Origin of the sequence: Kluyvera intermedia (genome assembly GCF_021440345.1) — a bacterium.
Classification (GTDB): Bacteria; Pseudomonadota; Gammaproteobacteria; order Enterobacterales; family Enterobacteriaceae; genus Kluyvera; species Kluyvera intermedia_A.
Genome location: NZ_JAKCNS010000042.1, coordinates 85959 through 103018, shown reverse-complemented (window position 1 = coordinate 103018; position 17060 = coordinate 85959). Strand labels below are relative to the sequence as shown.

Annotated in this window: 14 protein-coding genes; 12 read left to right on the top strand and 2 right to left on the bottom strand. The window is 55.8% G+C overall.

What is annotated here, in order from left to right:
* Nucleotides 1–87 precede the first annotated feature (87 nt).
* From zapE to nanQ, 11 genes are all read left to right on the top strand, one after another.
* On the top strand, nucleotides 88–1212 hold the full coding sequence (zapE, locus tag LZ634_RS13280) for a cell division protein ZapE (RefSeq protein ID WP_234505838.1): 1125 nt from the start codon (nucleotides 88–90) through the stop codon (nucleotides 1210–1212).
* A gap of 236 nt (nucleotides 1213–1448) precedes the next feature.
* The gene (gene rplM / locus LZ634_RS13275) at nucleotides 1449–1877 is read left to right on the top strand and encodes a 50S ribosomal protein L13 (protein ID WP_052284015.1); all 429 of its coding nucleotides are present in this window, start codon (nucleotides 1449–1451) and stop codon (nucleotides 1875–1877) included.
* A 15-nt stretch (nucleotides 1878–1892) separates the two neighbouring features.
* On the top strand, nucleotides 1893–2285 hold the full coding sequence (rpsI, locus tag LZ634_RS13270; RefSeq protein ID WP_000829815.1) for a 30S ribosomal protein S9: 393 nt from the start codon (nucleotides 1893–1895) through the stop codon (nucleotides 2283–2285).
* A 296-nt stretch (nucleotides 2286–2581) separates the two neighbouring features.
* Entirely contained in the window at nucleotides 2582–3220 is a 639-nt protein-coding gene (sspA, locus tag LZ634_RS13265; protein ID WP_234505836.1) for a stringent starvation protein SspA, read from the top strand.
* A gap of 4 nt (nucleotides 3221–3224) precedes the next feature.
* Nucleotides 3225–3719: a ClpXP protease specificity-enhancing factor gene (gene sspB / locus LZ634_RS13260; RefSeq protein ID WP_234505832.1), complete on the top strand. Its 495-nt coding sequence runs from the start codon at nucleotides 3225–3227 to the stop codon at nucleotides 3717–3719.
* Between the two features lie 137 nt (nucleotides 3720–3856).
* The gene (gene nanR / locus LZ634_RS13255) at nucleotides 3857–4630 is read left to right on the top strand and encodes a transcriptional regulator NanR (protein ID WP_234505830.1); all 774 of its coding nucleotides are present in this window, start codon (nucleotides 3857–3859) and stop codon (nucleotides 4628–4630) included.
* A 134-nt stretch (nucleotides 4631–4764) separates the two neighbouring features.
* Nucleotides 4765–5658, top strand: coding sequence for an N-acetylneuraminate lyase (nanA, locus tag LZ634_RS13250; protein ID WP_234505827.1), 894 nt, complete (start codon nucleotides 4765–4767; stop codon nucleotides 5656–5658).
* A gap of 106 nt (nucleotides 5659–5764) precedes the next feature.
* Nucleotides 5765–7255: an MFS transporter gene (locus LZ634_RS13245; protein WP_234505825.1), complete on the top strand. Its 1491-nt coding sequence runs from the start codon at nucleotides 5765–5767 to the stop codon at nucleotides 7253–7255.
* Nucleotides 7256–7300: 45 nt separating this feature from the next.
* Complete coding sequence (locus LZ634_RS13240; protein ID WP_234505906.1) at nucleotides 7301–7990, top strand: N-acetylmannosamine-6-phosphate 2-epimerase; 690 nt, start codon at nucleotides 7301–7303, stop codon at nucleotides 7988–7990.
* On the top strand, nucleotides 7987–8859 hold the full coding sequence (gene nanK, locus LZ634_RS13235) for an N-acetylmannosamine kinase (protein ID WP_234505822.1): 873 nt from the start codon (nucleotides 7987–7989) through the stop codon (nucleotides 8857–8859). The genes LZ634_RS13240 and nanK overlap by 4 nt, the downstream gene beginning before the upstream one ends.
* Nucleotides 8859–9365, top strand: a complete 507-nt coding sequence (nanQ, locus tag LZ634_RS13230; protein ID WP_234505819.1) for an N-acetylneuraminate anomerase — start codon at nucleotides 8859–8861, stop codon at nucleotides 9363–9365. The genes nanK and nanQ overlap by 1 nt, the downstream gene beginning before the upstream one ends.
* Nucleotides 9366–9535: 170 nt before the next feature.
* On the opposite strand, the gene LZ634_RS13225 is transcribed toward nanQ, so the two are convergent.
* Nucleotides 9536–10954: a glutamate synthase small subunit gene (locus LZ634_RS13225; RefSeq protein ID WP_234505816.1), complete on the bottom strand. Its 1419-nt coding sequence runs from the start codon at nucleotides 10952–10954 to the stop codon at nucleotides 9536–9538.
* Between the two features lie 9 nt (nucleotides 10955–10963).
* The gene (gltB, locus tag LZ634_RS13220; protein ID WP_234505814.1) at nucleotides 10964–15424 is read right to left on the bottom strand and encodes a glutamate synthase large subunit; all 4461 of its coding nucleotides are present in this window, start codon (nucleotides 15422–15424) and stop codon (nucleotides 10964–10966) included.
* Nucleotides 15425–16107: 683 nt separating this feature from the next.
* On the opposite strand from gltB, the gene LZ634_RS13215 reads away from it, so the two are divergent.
* On the top strand, nucleotides 16108–17034 hold the full coding sequence (locus tag LZ634_RS13215) for a TIGR01212 family radical SAM protein (protein WP_234505811.1): 927 nt from the start codon (nucleotides 16108–16110) through the stop codon (nucleotides 17032–17034).
* Nucleotides 17035–17060: the final 26 nt, after the last annotated feature.

Genomic DNA, 17060 nt, shown 5'->3' with positions numbered 1-17060 from the left:
ACGCATCATCGCGTAGTGTAGAACGGACTTTTTTTGGTCAATCGTGAAGTAAGACATACCGGTTTTCAAAGGAATAACAATTAGATCATGCAAAGCCTGTCCCCCACATCGCGCTATCTTCAGGCCCTCGAGCAGGGCAGTCACCAACCCGATGATGTCCAGCGTGAGGCGGTAAACCGCCTTGATGTCATTTACCAGGAACTTCAAAGCAAAACAGTGGCTCCCGCCTCCGGCGGTGGACTGAAGGCGCGCTTTGGTAAGCTGCTGGGTAAGAAAGAGAACGACAGCCCGGCTGCAGTTCGCGGCCTTTATATGTGGGGCGGCGTGGGGCGAGGCAAAACCTGGCTGATGGATATGTTCTACCAAAGCCTGCCGGGCACGCGTAAACAGCGGCTGCACTTCCACCGTTTTATGCTGCGCGTGCACGAAGAGCTGGCGGCACTGCAGGGGCACAGTGACCCGCTGGAGATTGTGGCGGAACGCTTTAAAGCCGAAACCGACGTGCTCTGTTTCGATGAGTTTTTTGTCTCTGATATTACCGACGCCATGTTGCTGGGTGGTTTGATGAAAGCGCTTTTTGCCCGCGGGATTACGCTGGTGGCGACGTCAAACATTCCGCCGGATGAGCTCTACCGTAACGGCCTGCAGCGGGCGCGCTTTGTGCCGGCGATTGAGGCGATTAAAGCGCATTGCGATATCATGAACGTCGATGCCGGTATCGATTACCGTCTGCGCACGCTCACCCAGGCGCATCTGTGGCTGTCGCCGCTCAATAACGACACGCGCCAGCAGATGGATAAACTGTGGCTGGCGTTGGCGGGTACCTCGCAGCAGAATCAGACCACGCTGGAGATTAATCATCGTCAACTACCTACGCTGGGCGTAGAGAATCAAACGCTGGCCGTCTCGTTTACGACCCTGTGCGTTGATGCGCGTAGCCAGCACGACTATATTGCGCTCTCGCGCCTGTTCCATACGGTGATGTTGTTTGATGTGCCGGTGATGACGCCGATGCTGGAAAGCGAAGCGCGGCGTTTTATTGCGTTGGTGGACGAATTTTACGAACGCCACGTGAAACTGGTGGTGAGCGCTGAAGTCGAGCTATACAACATTTATCAAGGTGAACGGCTGAAGTTTGAGTTCCAGCGCTGCCTTTCGCGCCTGCAGGAGATGCAGAGCGAGGAGTATTTGAAGCGCCCGCATATGCCGTGAGGCTAGACCCGGCATAAAACCCTGCGCAAATCACATAAAGGGGTCGATCTTTGACCCCGACTTCTCTATACTCTTGCGACCCCACGTTACGAGAGAGTTTTTTTCCCAAAACTTTCTATGTGCCGGCATAGGCTATTCGAAGGGGTAGGTTTGCTGGACAATGTCGTGTGAACCTCATCTGACTAAACGTTTGGGTGTTCACCAACGTGTAACTAATTTATTTGGGTAAGCTTTTAATGAAAACTTTTACAGCTAAACCAGAAACCGTAAAACGCGACTGGTATGTTGTTGACGCGACCGGTAAAACTCTGGGCCGTCTGGCTTCCGAACTGGCTCTGCGCCTGCGCGGTAAGCATAAAGCGGAATACACTCCGCACGTAGATACCGGTGATTACATCATCGTTCTGAACGCTGATAAAGTTGCTGTAACCGGCAACAAGCGTACTGACAAAGTGTACTATCGTCACACTGGCTACGTCGGTGGTCTTAAAGAAGCGACCTTTGAAGAGATGATTGCTCGCCATCCTGAGCGTGTGATTGAAATCGCGGTTAAAGGCATGCTGCCAAAAGGCCCGCTGGGTCGTGCAATGTACCGTAAACTGAAAGTTTACGCAGGTAACGAGCACAACCACGCGGCACAGCAACCGCAAGTTCTTGACATCTAATCGGGATTATAGGCAATGGCTGAAAATCAATACTACGGCACTGGTCGCCGCAAAAGTTCCGCAGCTCGCGTTTTCATCAAACCGGGCAACGGCAAAATCGTTATCAACCAACGTTCTCTGGAACAGTACTTCGGTCGTGAAACTGCCCGCATGGTAGTTCGTCAGCCGCTGGAACTGGTCGACATGGTTGAGAAACTGGATCTGTACATCACTGTTAAAGGTGGTGGTATCTCTGGTCAGGCTGGTGCGATCCGTCACGGTATCACCCGCGCTCTGATGGAGTACGACGAATCCCTGCGTGGCGAACTGCGTAAAGCTGGCTTCGTTACTCGTGATGCTCGTCAGGTTGAACGTAAGAAAGTCGGCCTGCGTAAAGCACGTCGTCGTCCTCAGTTCTCCAAACGTTAATTGGTTTCTGCTTCGGCAGAGGGCAATTTGCGAAAAAACCCGCCTCGGCGGGTTTTTTTATGTCCGTAAATGGCGTGAACAGGCTCTTTTTCCGCTTTTCCAGAATCCCCTCACCACAAGTCGTTCAAAATCTGGTAGACTATCATCCAATTTTCTGCCCAAATGCGCGCGATTGTTCATTTTTTGTTTGGTTTGTGAACGAGAATGTTGTCTAACGTGCAGATGAGGCTTACCGTCTGGCTAGCCGCCGTTGTGGCTGGTAGCAGTACAAATTCTGATTATACCTGGAGGTTTTCATGGCTGTCGCTGCCAACAAACGTTCGGTAATGACGCTGTTTTCTGGTCCTACTGACATCTATAGCCATCAGGTCCGCATCGTGCTGGCTGAGAAAGGTGTGAGTTTTGAGATAGAGCACGTGGAAAAGGACAATCCACCACAGGATCTGATTGACCTCAACCCGAATCAAAGCGTTCCGACACTGGTAGATCGCGAGCTGACCCTTTGGGAATCTCGCATCATTATGGAATATCTCGATGAGCGTTTCCCTCATCCACCGCTGATGCCGGTTTATCCGGTTGCGCGTGGTGAAAGCCGCCTGTACATGCACCGTATCGAGAAAGACTGGTATTCGCTGATGCATACCGTGATGAACGGTTCTGCCTCTCAGGCTGATGCTGCGCGTAAACAGCTGCGTGAAGAGCTGCTGGCCATTGCGCCGGTCTTCACTCAGAAGCCGTTCTTCTTAAGCGATGAGTTCAGCATCGTAGATTGCTACCTGGCTCCGCTGCTGTGGCGTCTGCCGGTTATGGGTATTGAGCTGGTTGGCGCTGGTGCGAAAGAGCTGAAAGGCTACATGACGCGCGTCTTTGAACGTGACTCATTCCTTGCGTCCTTAACGGAAGCCGAGCGCGAAATGCGCATTGGCCGGGGTTAATTGAATGGACGTTTCACAGCTTTCTCCGCGTCGCCCGTATCTGCTTCGCGCGTTTTATGAGTGGCTGCTGGACAACCAGCTGACGCCACACCTGGTGGTTGATGTTATGCAGCCGGGAATAAACGTACCGATGGAGTATGCGCGGGATGGTCAGATTGTGTTGAACATCGCGCCACGTGCGGTGGGCAACCTTGAGCTGTCCAACGATGAAGTGCGCTTTAATGCGCGCTTCGGCGGCGTACCGCGTCAGGTTTCCGTCCCGCTGGCTGCCGTGTTGGCTATCTATGCGCGCGAGAACGGTGCTGGAACCATGTTTGAAGCTGAAGCGGCTTATGATGAAGACGCTGAAGGTTTCAACGACGATAACGTGGAAAACGCTGGAAGCGAAACGGTGATGTCGATCATCGATGGCGATAAGCCTGATAGTGACGATGACCATTCTCCGGATGACACGCCGCCACCGCGCGGTGGCCGTCCGGCGCTCCGTGTCGTGAAGTAACGTAATAAGAACAGACCCAACGGGTCTGTTTTTTTTCAGCCCTACGTCCAGATCCCCGCACTCATTTCCCCTACACTTTTTGTGATATGATGAAAACGTTGTACATTTTCCCCATCTACCCAGGTTAAACGGTACCTATGAGCGCATTTGACTCCAACTCAGAAGACACAATCGGCAACAGCCTGCGCCGCCGCCCTTTGGCACGCAAAAAGCTGTCTGAAATGGTGGAAGAAGAGCTGGAACAGATGATCCGCCGCCGGGAGTTTGGTGAAGAAGGGCAGCTGCCGTCCGAACGGGAGCTGATGGCCTTCTTTAACGTTGGTCGCCCCTCGGTGCGTGAAGCGCTGGCTGCGCTCAAGCGCAAAGGATTGGTGCAGATCAACAACGGTGAACGCGCGCGCGTCTCGCGGCCATCGGCGGACACCATCATCGGTGAACTCTCCGGTATGGCGAAAGATTTTCTCTCGCATCCCGGCGGCATTGCCCATTTCGAACAGCTGCGTCTGTTCTTCGAATCAAGCCTGGTACGCTACGCCGCTGAGCATGCTACGGATGAACAAATTGCCCTGCTGAGTAAAGCGCTGGAAATTAACAGCCAGTCGCTGGATGACAATGCGCTGTTTATTCGTTCCGACGTCGACTTCCACCGCGTGCTGGCGGAGATCCCAGGCAATCCTATCTTTATGGCGATCCACGTGGCGCTGCTGGACTGGCTGATTGCGGCACGCCCTAAAGTGGCGGATCAGGAGCTGCACGAACATAATAGCGTCAGCTATCAACAGCATATTGCGATCGTAGAGGCTATTCGTGCCCACGATCCGGAAGAAGCCGATCGCGCTCTGCAGGCCCACCTCAATAGCGTTTCTGCCACCTGGCACGCCTTCGGCAAAGCTAAAAAATCCCGTAAATGATCCTCGTGTTGCGATCGGTTTAGTGAAGTCGATCGCACAATAAGCTTTCTGTATTACGCTGCTGCAAAAACTATCTGGTATAACAGGTATAAAGGTACACAGTTAATTCAGTTAAATATCACTACGAGGTATGTATGGCTAACAATTTACGTGGCGTGATGCCCGCACTTCTGACTCCTTTCGATGCCCAGCAGAAAATCGACCAGGCCAGTCTGCGCCGCCTGGTGCGCTTTAACATTGAGCAAGGTGTTGATGGGGTCTATGTCGGCGGTTCAACCGGTGAGGCTTTTATCCAGAGCCTGGTGGAGCGTGAAGAAGTTCTTGAAATTGTGGCGGAAGAAGCCAAAGGAAAGATTACGTTAATCGCGCATGTTGGCTGCGTGAGTACGGCGGAAAGCCAGCAGTTAGCGGCTTCGGCAAAACGCTACGGCTTCGATGCTGTCTCAGCGGTTACCCCGTTCTACTACCCGTTCAGCTTTGAAGAACACTGCGATCATTACCGCGCCATTATTGATTCAGCTGATGGATTACCGATGGTGGTCTACAACATTCCGGCGCTGAGCGGGGTAAAACTGACGCTGGATCAGATTAGCACGCTGGTGACGCTACCGGGCGTCGGCGCCCTGAAGCAAACCTCTGGCGATCTTTATCAAATGGATCAGATCCGCCGCGCCCATCCGGATCTGGTGCTCTATAACGGCTACGATGAAATCTTCGCCTCTGGCCTGCTAGCGGGTGCCGACGGCGGTATTGGCAGCACCTATAACATTATGGGTTGGCGCTACATGGCGATTGTACAAGCGCTGAAAGAAGGGGATATCGGCAAGGCTCAGGAGCTTCAGCGTGAGTGTAACAAGGTTATCGATCTGCTTATCAAAGTCGGCGTATTCCGTGGGTTGAAAACCGTGCTGCACTACATGGATGTGGTTTCCGTACCGCTGTGCCGCAAGCCGTTTGCGCCGGTGGATGAACAATTCCTGCCGGAACTGAAAGCGTTGGCGCAGCAGTTGATGCAGGAGCGTGGCTAATACCGCACTCGACGGCCTCCTCTCCCTGAAGGGGAGAGGGTAAGGGGAAATCCCGCTCTCATTCATACCAAAGCGCGTGGGCATCGCCCACCGCGGGAGACTCACCATGAGTACAACAACCCAGAACATCCCGTGGTATCGCCATCTCAACCGGGCACAGTGGCGGGCATTTTCCGCCGCCTGGTTGGGGTATTTGCTTGATGGTTTTGATTTTGTCTTAATCGCGCTGGTGCTGACCGAAGTCCAGGGCGAGTTTGGTTTAACGACGATCCAGGCGGCAAGCCTGATTTCCGCCGCCTTTATCTCCCGCTGGTTTGGCGGCCTGATGCTTGGCGCCATGGGCGATCGCTACGGCCGTCGTCTGGCGATGGTGACCAGCATTATCCTTTTCTCTGCGGGCACGCTCGCCTGCGGTTTCGCGCCTGGCTACACCTCGTTGTTCATTGCCCGTCTGGTTATCGGTATGGGGATGGCGGGGGAATACGGCTCCAGCGCCACCTACGTCATCGAAAGCTGGCCGAAGCAGCTGCGTAATAAGGCCAGTGGTTTCCTGATTTCCGGTTTCTCCGTTGGCGCAGTTATCGCGGCACAGGTTTATAGCCTGGTAGTTCCCGTTTGGGGCTGGCGAGCGCTCTTCTTCATCGGCATTGTACCGATCGTATTCGCCCTCTGGCTGCGTAAAAACATCCCGGAAGCGGAAGACTGGAAGCAGAAGCACGAAGGCAAAGCGCCGGTGCGCACCATGGTCGATATTCTCTACCGCGGCCAGTATCGGGTGATGAACATTATCATGACCTGTGTGGCGGGGGCGTCGTTGTGGTACTGCTTTGCCGGTGAAGCGCGCATTGCCGGGCTGGTGGCGCTGCTAGGCCTGGTCTGCGCCATTATCTTCATCAGCTTTATGGTGCAAAGCAGCGGGAAACGCTGGCCGACCGGGGTGATGTTGATGGTGGTGGTGCTGTTCGCCTTCCTCTACTCATGGCCGATTCAGGCCTTACTGCCGACGTACCTGAAAACCGAACTGGCCTATGACCCACACACCGTTGCCAACGTGCTGTTCTTTAGCGGCTTCGGCGCCGCGGTAGGCTGCTGCGTCGGTGGTTTCCTCGGCGACTGGCTGGGCACCCGTAAAGCCTACGTTTGCAGCCTGCTGGCTTCGCAGCTGCTGATCATCCCGGTGTTTGCGATTGGCGGCACCAACGTTTGGGTGCTGGGCTTCTTACTCTTCTTCCAGCAGATGCTGGGGCAGGGGATCTCGGGGATCTTACCGAAACTCATCGGCGGCTATTTCGATACCGACCAGCGTGCGGCGGGGCTGGGCTTTACCTACAACGTCGGTGCGCTTGGCGGTGCGCTGGCGCCGATCCTCGGCGCGTTGATCGCGCAACGGTTGGATCTGGGAACCGCACTGGGTTCGCTCTCCTTCAGCCTGACCTTTGTGGTGATCCTACTGATTGGCCTCGATATGCCGACGCGCGTTCAGCGGTGGATCCGTCCGGAAGCATTGCGCACCCACGATGCCATCGACGGCAGGCCGTTTAGCGGTGCAGTGCCGCTCGGCAGTAGCAAAAGTGGTTTAGTGAAAAGTAAAAGTTAACCAGGGAGCCCGACGTCTGTCGGGCAATTCCATGAGGAAGTGATGATGTCTTTACTTGAACAGCTTAATCAACAAATTGCGCAATCTGGTGGCCTGATTGTCTCCTGCCAGCCGGTTCCCAACAGCCCGCTTGATAAACCTGACATTGTGGCCGCGATGGCGCTGGCGGCGGAGCAGGCGGGCGCCGTTGCCGTGCGTATCGAAGGTATCGCCAATTTACGCGCTACGCGTGCGATGGTTTCCATCCCGATAATCGGCATCCTCAAGCGCGATCTCGACGATTCGCCGGTGCGTATTACCCCTTTCCCTGATGATGTGAGCGCGCTGGTGCAGGCCGGTGCCGATATTATCGCTATCGACGGTACCGACCGTGTGCGCCCGGCCACCGTAGCCTCGCTGCTGGCGATCGTTCACCAGCACGGTTTACTGGCAATGACCGATTGTTCAAGCTTTGAAGATGGCATGGCGTGCCAGCGGCTGGGGGCTGACATTATCGGTACCACGCTCTCCGGCTACACCACCCCATCAGTCCCTGATGAACCCGATTTTGCGCTGGTGAAAACATTAAGTGATGCCGGCTGCCGGGTCATTGCCGAAGGGCGTTACAACACGCCAGCACAGGCGGCAGAGGCAATGCGATGCGGCGCGTGGGCGGTGACGGTGGGCTCGGCAATTACCCGTCTGGAGCACATCTGCCAGTGGTACAACACGGCGTTAAAACAGGCGGTGCTATGACGACGCTGGCGATTGATATCGGTGGGACCAAACTGGCCGCCGCGCTGGTGGATGATGCGTTGAATCTTCTTGAACGCCGCGAATTACCTACGCCCGCCAGCCAAACTCCTGATGCGCTTCACGCGGCGTTACGGACGCTGGTTTCGCCGCTCTTCCCACGAGCGGACCGCGTGGCAATCGCATCGACCGGGATGATTCGTGACGGCATGCTGCTGGCTATCAATCCGCAAAATCTGGGTGGATTACTTAATTTCCCGCTGACGGAAACGCTGGCTGCGATAACGGGTCTGCCCACGCTGGCGGTGAATGATGCCCAGGCTGCGGCATGGGCGGAATACCGGGCGTTGGGCGGTGATTATCGCGATATGGTGTTTCTGACCGTCTCGACCGGTGTCGGCGGCGGCGTGGTGCTCGACGGTAAATTGGTTTGCGGTTCAGGTGGGCTGGCAGGGCATCTGGGTCATACGCTAGCCGAGCCTGACGGGCCGATGTGTGGCTGCGGCCGTCGCGGCTGCGTGGAGGCAATTGCTTCCGGGCGCGGGATTGCCGCTGCCGCGCAGGGTGAACTGGCGGGATGTGATGCTAAAGCCATCTTTCTCCGCGCAGGAGAAGGTAATGAACAGGCGGCACAGCTGATTCACCGTTCGGCGCAGACGCTGGCGAGACTCATCGCCGATGTGAAGGCGACCACCGACTGTCAGTGCGTGGTGATTGGCGGCAGCGTTGGGTTAGCGGAAGGTTATCTAACGCAGGTTGACGCTTATCTGGCGCAGGAACCGCTGGCCTATCAGGTTCGGTTACAACCCGCATATTACCGGCACGACGCCGGATTACTGGGGGCCGCGCTGTTGGCTCAGGGAGACAAATAATGGTAACAGGGGACATTCAGGCTCTGGGCTCTGCGGGACTACATCCCGTATTGGTCGAAGCGCTTACGCTAGCGTTAATCGCTCGCCCGCAGGAACAGGTGCCTGGGCGTTATGAGCTGCGTGGGGATGATATTTTTATGAACGTCATGGCGTTTGCCACGCAGCCAGCGGAAAGCAAAAAGGCGGAGCTGCATGCGCAATACGTTGATATCCAGCTGTTGCTGAGCGGCGAGGAGCGGATTCTGTTTGGCGTCGCGGGAGCCGCAAGACAGTGCGAAGCGTGGCATGTGGAAGAGGATTATCAGCTTTGTTCGGCAATGGAAAATCAGCAGAGCGTGACGCTACGACCGGGGATGTTTGCGGTGTTTATGCCAGGGGAGCCGCATAAGCCGGGATGTGTGGTGGATGAGGTTGTGGAAATTAAAAAGGTCGTGGTCAAGGTGCGCGCTGAAGCCCTCACCCCGCCCCTCTCCCACGGGGAGAGGGAGAAAACCGCGCAGGTGTAACGATGGGCAAAAAGGTTTCTCTCTCAGTGAAGGGAGAGAAACCGTAAGCTTGAGAATTGGCGCTATCGGCCAGCTCTCCCACAGAAGGGAGAGAAACCATAAGCTTGAGTATTGGCTCTATCGATCCCCTCTCCCTTGAGGGAGAGGGTTAGGGTGAGGGGGAACGCTCGTTACACTTCCAGCCAGTTCATGATCCCATCAGCGGCTTTACGGCCTTCAGCAATAGCCGTCACCACCAGATCCGAACCACGCACGATGTCGCCACCGGCAAAGATTTTCGGGTTGCTGGTCTGGAACGCATTCTCGTTACCTTCCGGCGCGACAATACGACCCTGAGAATCCAGCTCCACGCTGTGCTTCGCCAGCCACTCCATGCTGTGCGGACGGAAACCAAACGCCATCACCACCGCATCTGCCGGAACGATATGTTCAGAACCGGCGACGATTTCTGCACGACGGCGGCCTTTCGCATCCGGTTGACCCATCTCAGTGCGCGCCATTTTCACGCCGCACACTTTGCCGTTAGCGTTCACTTCCACGCCCAGCGGCTGGACGTTGAACTGGAACTCGACGCCTTCTTCACGCGCGTTTTTCACTTCGCGTTTGGAACCCGGCATGTTCTCTTCGTCGCGACGATAGGCGCAGATAACATGGGCCGCATTCTGACGAATAGAAGTACGCACGCAGTCCATCGCCGTATCACCGCCGCCCAGTACTACAACGCGTTTACCTTCCATGCTGACGTATGGTTCGTCGGTAGTTTCACCGAAGCCCATGATTTGCTTGGTGTTGGCAATCAGGAACGGCAGAGCATCGAATACGCCAGAGGCATCTTCATTTTCCAGACCACCGCGCATGGACTGATAGGTACCGACGCCGAGGAATACGGCATCGTAATCCTTCAGCAGGTCATCCACCTGAATATCACGGCCCACTTCGACGTTGAGTTTGAACTCAATGCCCATGCCGGTGAAGATTTCACGGCGACGGGTCATGACCTCTTTCTCCAGCTTGAAGGCCGGAATACCGAAGGTCAGCAGACCGCCGATTTCCGGGTGGCGGTCAAAGACCACCGCCTTCACGCCGTTACGGGTCAGCACATCGGCACAGGCCAGGCCTGCCGGGCCAGCACCGATGATGGCGACTTTTTTGCCGGTTTGCTTCACGCCGGTCAGGTCCGGACGCCAGCCCATTTCGAACGCTTTATCGTTGATATAGCGCTCGATGTTGCCGATGGTCACCGCTCCGAACTCATCGTTCAGGGTACAGGAACCTTCGCACAGACGATCCTGCGGGCAAACGCGACCGCAGACTTCTGGCAGGGTGTTGGTCTGGTGCGACAGCTCGGCTGCCTCAAAAATACGCCCCTCGTTGGCCAGCTTCAGCCAGTTTGGTATGTAGTTATGCACCGGACATTTCCACTCGCAGTACGGATTGCCGCAAGACAGGCAGCGATCGGCCTGTGCTTTGGCCTGGCCTTCGGAAAACGGCTCGTAAATCTCGATAAATTCGATCTTGCGGATCTTCAGCGGCTTCTTCGGCGGATCAACGCGCTGCAGGTCGATAAATTGATAAACGTTCTGACTCATGATGACCCCTTACTGCGCCTGCACACGCAGCTCTGCTGCGCTACGACTACGATGACCCAACAGTGCTTTCACATCACTGGATTTCGGTTTAACCAGCGCGAATTTCGCGGAGAACGCCGGCCAGTTCGCCAGGATCTCTTCACCACGTGATGAACCGGTCAACTGCACGTGCTCGGTAATCAGACCGCGCAGGTGCTCTTCGTGAATCGCCAGGGTTTCGACGCCCAGCACTTCCACCAGTTCCGGGTTCACGCGTTTGCGGAAATCACCGTCTTCGTCCAGTACGTAGGCGAAGCCGCCCGTCATACCCGCGCCGAAGTTAACGCCCGTTTTACCGAGGATACAGACGATGCCACCGGTCATGTATTCACAACCGTTATCGCCGATACCTTCGACAACGGTAATCGCGCCGGAGTTACGCACGCCGAAACGTTCGCCCGCACGGCCCGCGGCGTACAGACGACCACCGGTCGCGCCGTACAGACAGGTGTTACCGATAATGCTCGCTTCGTGGCTGCGGAAGGCGGAACCCACCGGAGGACGAATGGCCAACAGGCCGCCCGCCATGCCTTTACCGACATAGTCGTTGGCATCGCCGGTCAGGTACAGCTCAACGCCGCCGGCGTTCCACACGCCGAAGCTCTGGCCTGCGGTACCGCTGAAGTGCGCTTTAATAGGGTCTGATGCCAGCCCCTGGTCGCCGTGCGTCTGCGCGATATAGCCAGACAGCGATGCGCCAACGGAACGGTCGGTGTTGCGAATATCGAACCAGAAGGTTTTGCTCTGGCGCTCATCGACAAATGGTTTCGCCTGCTGCAACAGCTGGGCGTTCAGCACGCCGTTATCGAACGGCGGGTTGTTCTCGGTGCAGAACAGCGCTTTACCCGGATGCGGCTCAGCGGTTTCCAGCAGACGAGACAGCTCCAGTTTCTGCTGCTTGGCGGTGAAGCCTTCCAGCTCTTTGAGCAGGTCGGTACGGCCAATCAGATCCACCAGGCGGGTTACGCCCAGGCTTGCCATCAGCTCGCGAACTTCGCGGGCGATAAATTCAAAGTAGTTGGTCACTTTGAACGGCAGACCGTGATAGTGGTTCTTACGCAGTTTTTCGTCCTGGGTTGCTACACCCGTTGCGCAGTTGTTGAGGTGACAAATACGCAGGTATTTACAGCCCAACGCGACCATCGGGCCGGTACCGAAGCCGAAGCTTTCTGCGCCCAGAATTGCCGCTTTGATGATATCCACGCCGGTTTTCAGACCGCCATCAACCTGCAGACGAATCTTGTGACGCAGGCCGTTCGCGACCAGCGCCTGCTGGGTTTCTACGAGGCCCAGCTCCCACGGACAGCCGGCATATTTCACTGAAGAAAGCGGGCTCGCCCCGGTGCCACCGTCGTAACCGGCGATGGTTATCAGATCCGCGTAGGCTTTGGCCACACCGGTGGCGATGGTGCCGACGCCCGGTTCGGAAACCAGCTTCACGGAGATCATCGCTTTCGGGTTAACCTGTTTTAAGTCGAAAATCAGCTGCGCTAAGTCCTCGATAGAGTAAATATCGTGGTGCGGCGGCGGGGAGATAAGCGTCACGCCCGGTACCGAATAACGCAGTTTGGCGATATACGGAGTGACTTTATCACCCGGTAACTGACCGCCTTCGCCCGGTTTTGCACCCTGAGCGACTTTAATCTGAATGACGTCGGCATTGACCAGATACGCTGGCGTCACGCCGAAACGGCCGGAAGCCACCTGCTTGATGCGCGACACTTTGTTGGTGCCGTAGCGCGCCGGGTCTTCGCCGCCTTCGCCGGAGTTAGAGTTGCCGCCGATGCTGTTCATCGCTTCCGCCAGCGCTTCATGCGCTTCCGGGCTCAGTGCACCGATAGACATCGCTGCCGTATCGAAACGCTTGAACAGCGAGCTGGCCGGCTCAACGTCAGCCAGATCAACGGTATCGCCGTTCGGGGCAATCGCCAGCAAATCACGCAGCGTTGCTGCTGGGCGTTCGTTCACCAACTTCGCGTATTCTTGATAATCGCTGTATTCGCCGCTCTGTACCGCCTGTTGCAGGGTGCGCACCACGTCCGGGTTGTAAGCGTGATATTCGCCACCGTGGACGTACTTCAGCAGGCCGCCCTGATCCAGTGGTTTACGCGCCAGCCATGCACGTTTCGACAGGTTCAGCAGATCCTGCTGGAAGTCGTCGAACGATGCGCCACCGATACGGCTAACCACGCCCTGGAAGCAGTGGCTGACCACGTCGTCATGCAAACCAACCGCTTCAAACAGTTTGGAGCAGCGGTAGGAGGCGATAGTCGAGATGCCCATTTTGGACATGATCTTGTACAGGCCTTTGTTGATGCCGTTACGGTAGTTCAGCATCACCGTGCGGTAATCTTTTTCGATAGCGTGGGTGTCAATCAGACGCCCCAGGGTTTCGTAGGCCAGGTATGGATAAATTGCCGTGGCGCCAAAGCCCAGTAGTACCGCAAAGTGGTGCGGGTCACGGGCGCTTGCGGTTTCCACGATGATGTTGGCGTCGCAGCGCAGGCTCTTATCCACCAGACGCGCCTGAACTGCACCCACCGCCATCGGTGCCGGTACCGGCAGACGATTTTTCGCGATGTTACGGTCGGAGAGCACCAGCAGCACGGTGCCATCGCGAACCATCTGTTCGGCTTTATCGCACAGCGCTTTTACCGTCTCTTCCAGGCTGGTTTCGGTCACATCGAAGGTGATATCCAGCGTGTCAGCACGGTAATGTTCCTCTTTCATCGTGGTGAGCTGATTGAAATCGGAGTACAGCAGAATCGGCGATTTGAAGCTCAGACGGTGCGCCTGGCCTTCCGCTTCGCAGAAGACATTCATCTCACGGCCGATGCTGGTGGCCAGCGACATCACGTGCGCTTCACGCAGCGGATCGATTGGCGGGTTGGTCACCTGCGCAAACTGCTGACGGAAGTAGTCATAAATAATGCGCGGCTGGCTGGAGAGTACGGCAAACGGGGTATCATCACCCATTGAACCGACCGCTTCCTGGCCGTTTTCGCCGAGTACGCGCAGAACGGAGTCCAGCTCTTCGGCGCTGTAGTTAAACTGTTTCTGGTAGCTGGCGAGGGTATCGTCGTCCAGCTCGCGGCTGCCGACTTCTTCGTTTGGCAGATCTTCAAACGGCACCAGGCGGCGGACGTTTTTCTCCATCCACTCTTTATACGGGTGGCGGCTTTTCAGATCGTCATCGGTTTCTGCCGAGTGCAGAATACGGCCAGAACGGGTGTCGATAACCATCAGCTCGCCCGGGCCTACGCGGCCTTTTTCCACCACTTCGTCAGGCTGGTAGTCCCAGATACCGACTTCAGAGGCGCAGGTGATGAGCTTATCTTTGGTGATAACGTAGCGCGCAGGACGCAGACCGTTACGGTCAAGGTTACAGGCAGCGTAGCGACCGTCAGACATAACGATACCCGCCGGACCATCCCACGGCTCCATGTGCATGGAGTTAAAGTCGAAGAATGAACGCAGATCCGGATCCATATCCGGGTTGTTCTGCCAGGCCGGTGGAACCAGTAAACGCATGGCGCGAATGATGTCCATCCCGCCAGCCAGCAGCAGCTCCAGCATGTTATCCATCGAGCTGGAGTCGGAGCCGGTTTCATTAACGAACGGCGCGGCGTCATGCAGATCCGGGATCAGCGGGGTCTGGAATTTATAGGTACGGGCGCGCGCCCACTGACGGTTACCGGTTATGGTGTTGATTTCGCCGTTGTGCGCCAGGTAGCGGAACGGCTGCGCCAGCGGCCAGCGCGGCACGGTGTTGGTGGAGAAGCGCTGGTGGAACAGGCAGATAGCTGATTCCAGGCGCAGGTCCGCAAGATCCAGGTAGAAGCGCGGCAAATCCGCCGGCATACACAGACCTTTATAGATGTTGACCAGGTTCGACAGGCTACAAACGTAGAAGTCTTTATCTTCCTGGAGACGTTTTTCGATACGGCGGCGCGCAATGAACAGGCGACGTTCCATATCACGTGGACGCCAGCCCGCAGGGGCGTTCACGAAAATCTGCTCAATACGCGGCAGAGAGGAGAGGGCAATTTCACCCAACACGCCTTCATTGGTTGGCACATCGCGCCAGCCGACGATAGACAGGGTTTCGCGCTGCAGTTCTTCTTCTACAATATGGCGGGCCGCAGCGGCGAGTTCAGGATCCTTATTAAGGAACAGCATCCCGACGGCATAGTTTTTCGCTAAGCGCCAGCCGCGCTCTTCAGCGACGATGCGAAAGAAACGGTCAGGTTTTTGCAGCAGCAGACCACAACCATCGCCAGTTTTACCATCGGCGAGGATTGCACCACGGTGCTGCATGCGGGCCAGTGCGTGTATAGCGGTACGCACTACCTTGTGGCTAGGTTCGCCTTCTATGTGGGCGATCAGGCCGAAACCACAGTTATCCCTCTCAAGGGATTTATCGTACAACATATCAGTGAACCTCCCCAGGCTCTACGGGAGACCCTCTTAATCGATTGCGCGCAAGGCACAGCAAGAGCATGGCGACGGGGTAAGGCATTCTTTGCCTACCTCGCATTCGCCCTCTTTTATCCTTTTCGCGTAGGTCACACAAGTTTGAGGACTTGCTTAAGAGGGAATCTCAATTACTGCATAAATATGATGAGCAGGCTGCTCATCCAGAAAGCTTCCAGCGGATTTCCAAGTTATCGGGAATCGATACATAGGTCAAATGGCAATCTTATTTATACAAAAATGTGCTATGAGTTAGTTAACTTAATGATTAAAAAAGAGAATGTGGCTATTTTTTCTCGCGTCTGGCGGAATGAAGGGGCACAGCGAGTGTGATCTGTCTCACTATATGAAAGCGCTGAGATAATCGTCATACGCTGTTTTTTTGTTGATAAGCAGAATTTAATGCTGGCATTGAGTGTGGGGATATAGGATCACTCTGTTTTTCAACAACGGGTGGATTATTGCAAATTTGTCGGCAGATATAAGCAAAAATAATCGCATTACTTGTGAATGAAATTGCAGTTATTTTGAGTTGTTATGCAATGAGGTAAGCGGTCTTCATGGCGATTGATCCAGGTCATCGCCGATCGAGACTAAAAATGGCAGGCTTGGCCCCTTTCTTCAGGCCGGTCTATCAGATTATGCAGTTACAAAAATTAGTCAATATGTTTGGTGGCGATCTTACGCGTCGATATGGCGAAAAGGTCCATAAACTGACGCTGCATGGTGGATTTAGCTGTCCAAACCGCGATGGCACCATCGGGCGTGGGGGCTGCACGTTTTGCAATGTAGCCTCATTTGCCGATGAAGCGCAGCAGCACAAGTCGATTGCCGACCAACTGGCGCATCAGGCGCAGCTGGTGAACCGCGCCAAACGCTATCTGGCCTATTTTCAGGCCTATACCAGTACCTTTGCCGAAGTGCAGGTGCTGCGCTCGATGTACCAGCAGGCGGTAAGCCAGGCCAATATCGTTGGGTTGTGCGTAGGGACGAGGCCGGACTGCGTGCCAGAGGCCGTGCTTGACCTACTGAGCGAATATCATGAGCAGGGCTATGAGGTATGGCTGGAGCTGGGTCTGCAAACCGCACACGACAAAACGTTGCATCGTATCAACCGTGGCCATGATTTCGCCTGCTATCAGCAAACGACGCGTCTGGCGCGTGAGCGCGGCCTGAAGGTGTGCAGCCACCTTATCGTTGGCCTGCCGGGGGAAGGGCAGGGCGAGTGTCTGGAGACGCTTAAACAGGTGGTTGAGACAGGCGTCGACGGTATTAAACTGCACCCGCTGCATATCGTGACCGGCAGCATTATGGCGAAGGCCTGGCAAGCCGGGCGTTTGAATGGAATCGAACTGGACGATTATACGATCACCGCCGGTGAGATGATCCGCCATACGCCGCCGGAGGTGATTTATCACCGCATCTCCGCCAGCGCTCGCCGCCCAACGCTGCTGGCGCCGCTGTGGTGTGAAAACCGCTGGACCGGGATGGTCGAGCTGGATAAGTACCTCAATGAGCACGGCGTGCAGGGATCGGCACTGGGTACGCCGTGGGTGCAGCCCGCTTGATGCCTATCGCGCATTGACGCAGCCCC

What these genes read in the sequence shown, in the direction of transcription:
- zapE (WP_234505838.1), top strand. Translation starts at nt 88, where the DNA reads ATGCAAAGCCTGTCCCCCACATCGCGCTATCTTCAGGCCCTCGAGCAG.
- rplM (WP_052284015.1), top strand. Translation starts at nt 1,449, where the DNA reads ATGAAAACTTTTACAGCTAAACCAGAAACCGTAAAACGCGACTGGTAT.
- rpsI (WP_000829815.1), top strand. Translation starts at nt 1,893, where the DNA reads ATGGCTGAAAATCAATACTACGGCACTGGTCGCCGCAAAAGTTCCGCA.
- sspA (WP_234505836.1), top strand. Translation starts at nt 2,582, where the DNA reads ATGGCTGTCGCTGCCAACAAACGTTCGGTAATGACGCTGTTTTCTGGT.
- sspB (WP_234505832.1), top strand. Translation starts at nt 3,225, where the DNA reads ATGGACGTTTCACAGCTTTCTCCGCGTCGCCCGTATCTGCTTCGCGCG.
- nanR (WP_234505830.1), top strand. Translation starts at nt 3,857, where the DNA reads ATGAGCGCATTTGACTCCAACTCAGAAGACACAATCGGCAACAGCCTG.
- nanA (WP_234505827.1), top strand. Translation starts at nt 4,765, where the DNA reads ATGGCTAACAATTTACGTGGCGTGATGCCCGCACTTCTGACTCCTTTC.
- LZ634_RS13245 (WP_234505825.1), top strand. Translation starts at nt 5,765, where the DNA reads ATGAGTACAACAACCCAGAACATCCCGTGGTATCGCCATCTCAACCGG.
- LZ634_RS13240 (WP_234505906.1), top strand. Translation starts at nt 7,301, where the DNA reads ATGTCTTTACTTGAACAGCTTAATCAACAAATTGCGCAATCTGGTGGC.
- nanK (WP_234505822.1), top strand. Translation starts at nt 7,987, where the DNA reads ATGACGACGCTGGCGATTGATATCGGTGGGACCAAACTGGCCGCCGCG.
- nanQ (WP_234505819.1), top strand. Translation starts at nt 8,859, where the DNA reads ATGGTAACAGGGGACATTCAGGCTCTGGGCTCTGCGGGACTACATCCC.
- LZ634_RS13225 (WP_234505816.1), bottom strand. Translation starts at nt 10,954, where the DNA reads ATGAGTCAGAACGTTTATCAATTTATCGACCTGCAGCGCGTTGATCCG.
- gltB (WP_234505814.1), bottom strand. Translation starts at nt 15,424, where the DNA reads ATGTTGTACGATAAATCCCTTGAGAGGGATAACTGTGGTTTCGGCCTG.
- LZ634_RS13215 (WP_234505811.1), top strand. Translation starts at nt 16,108, where the DNA reads ATGCAGTTACAAAAATTAGTCAATATGTTTGGTGGCGATCTTACGCGT.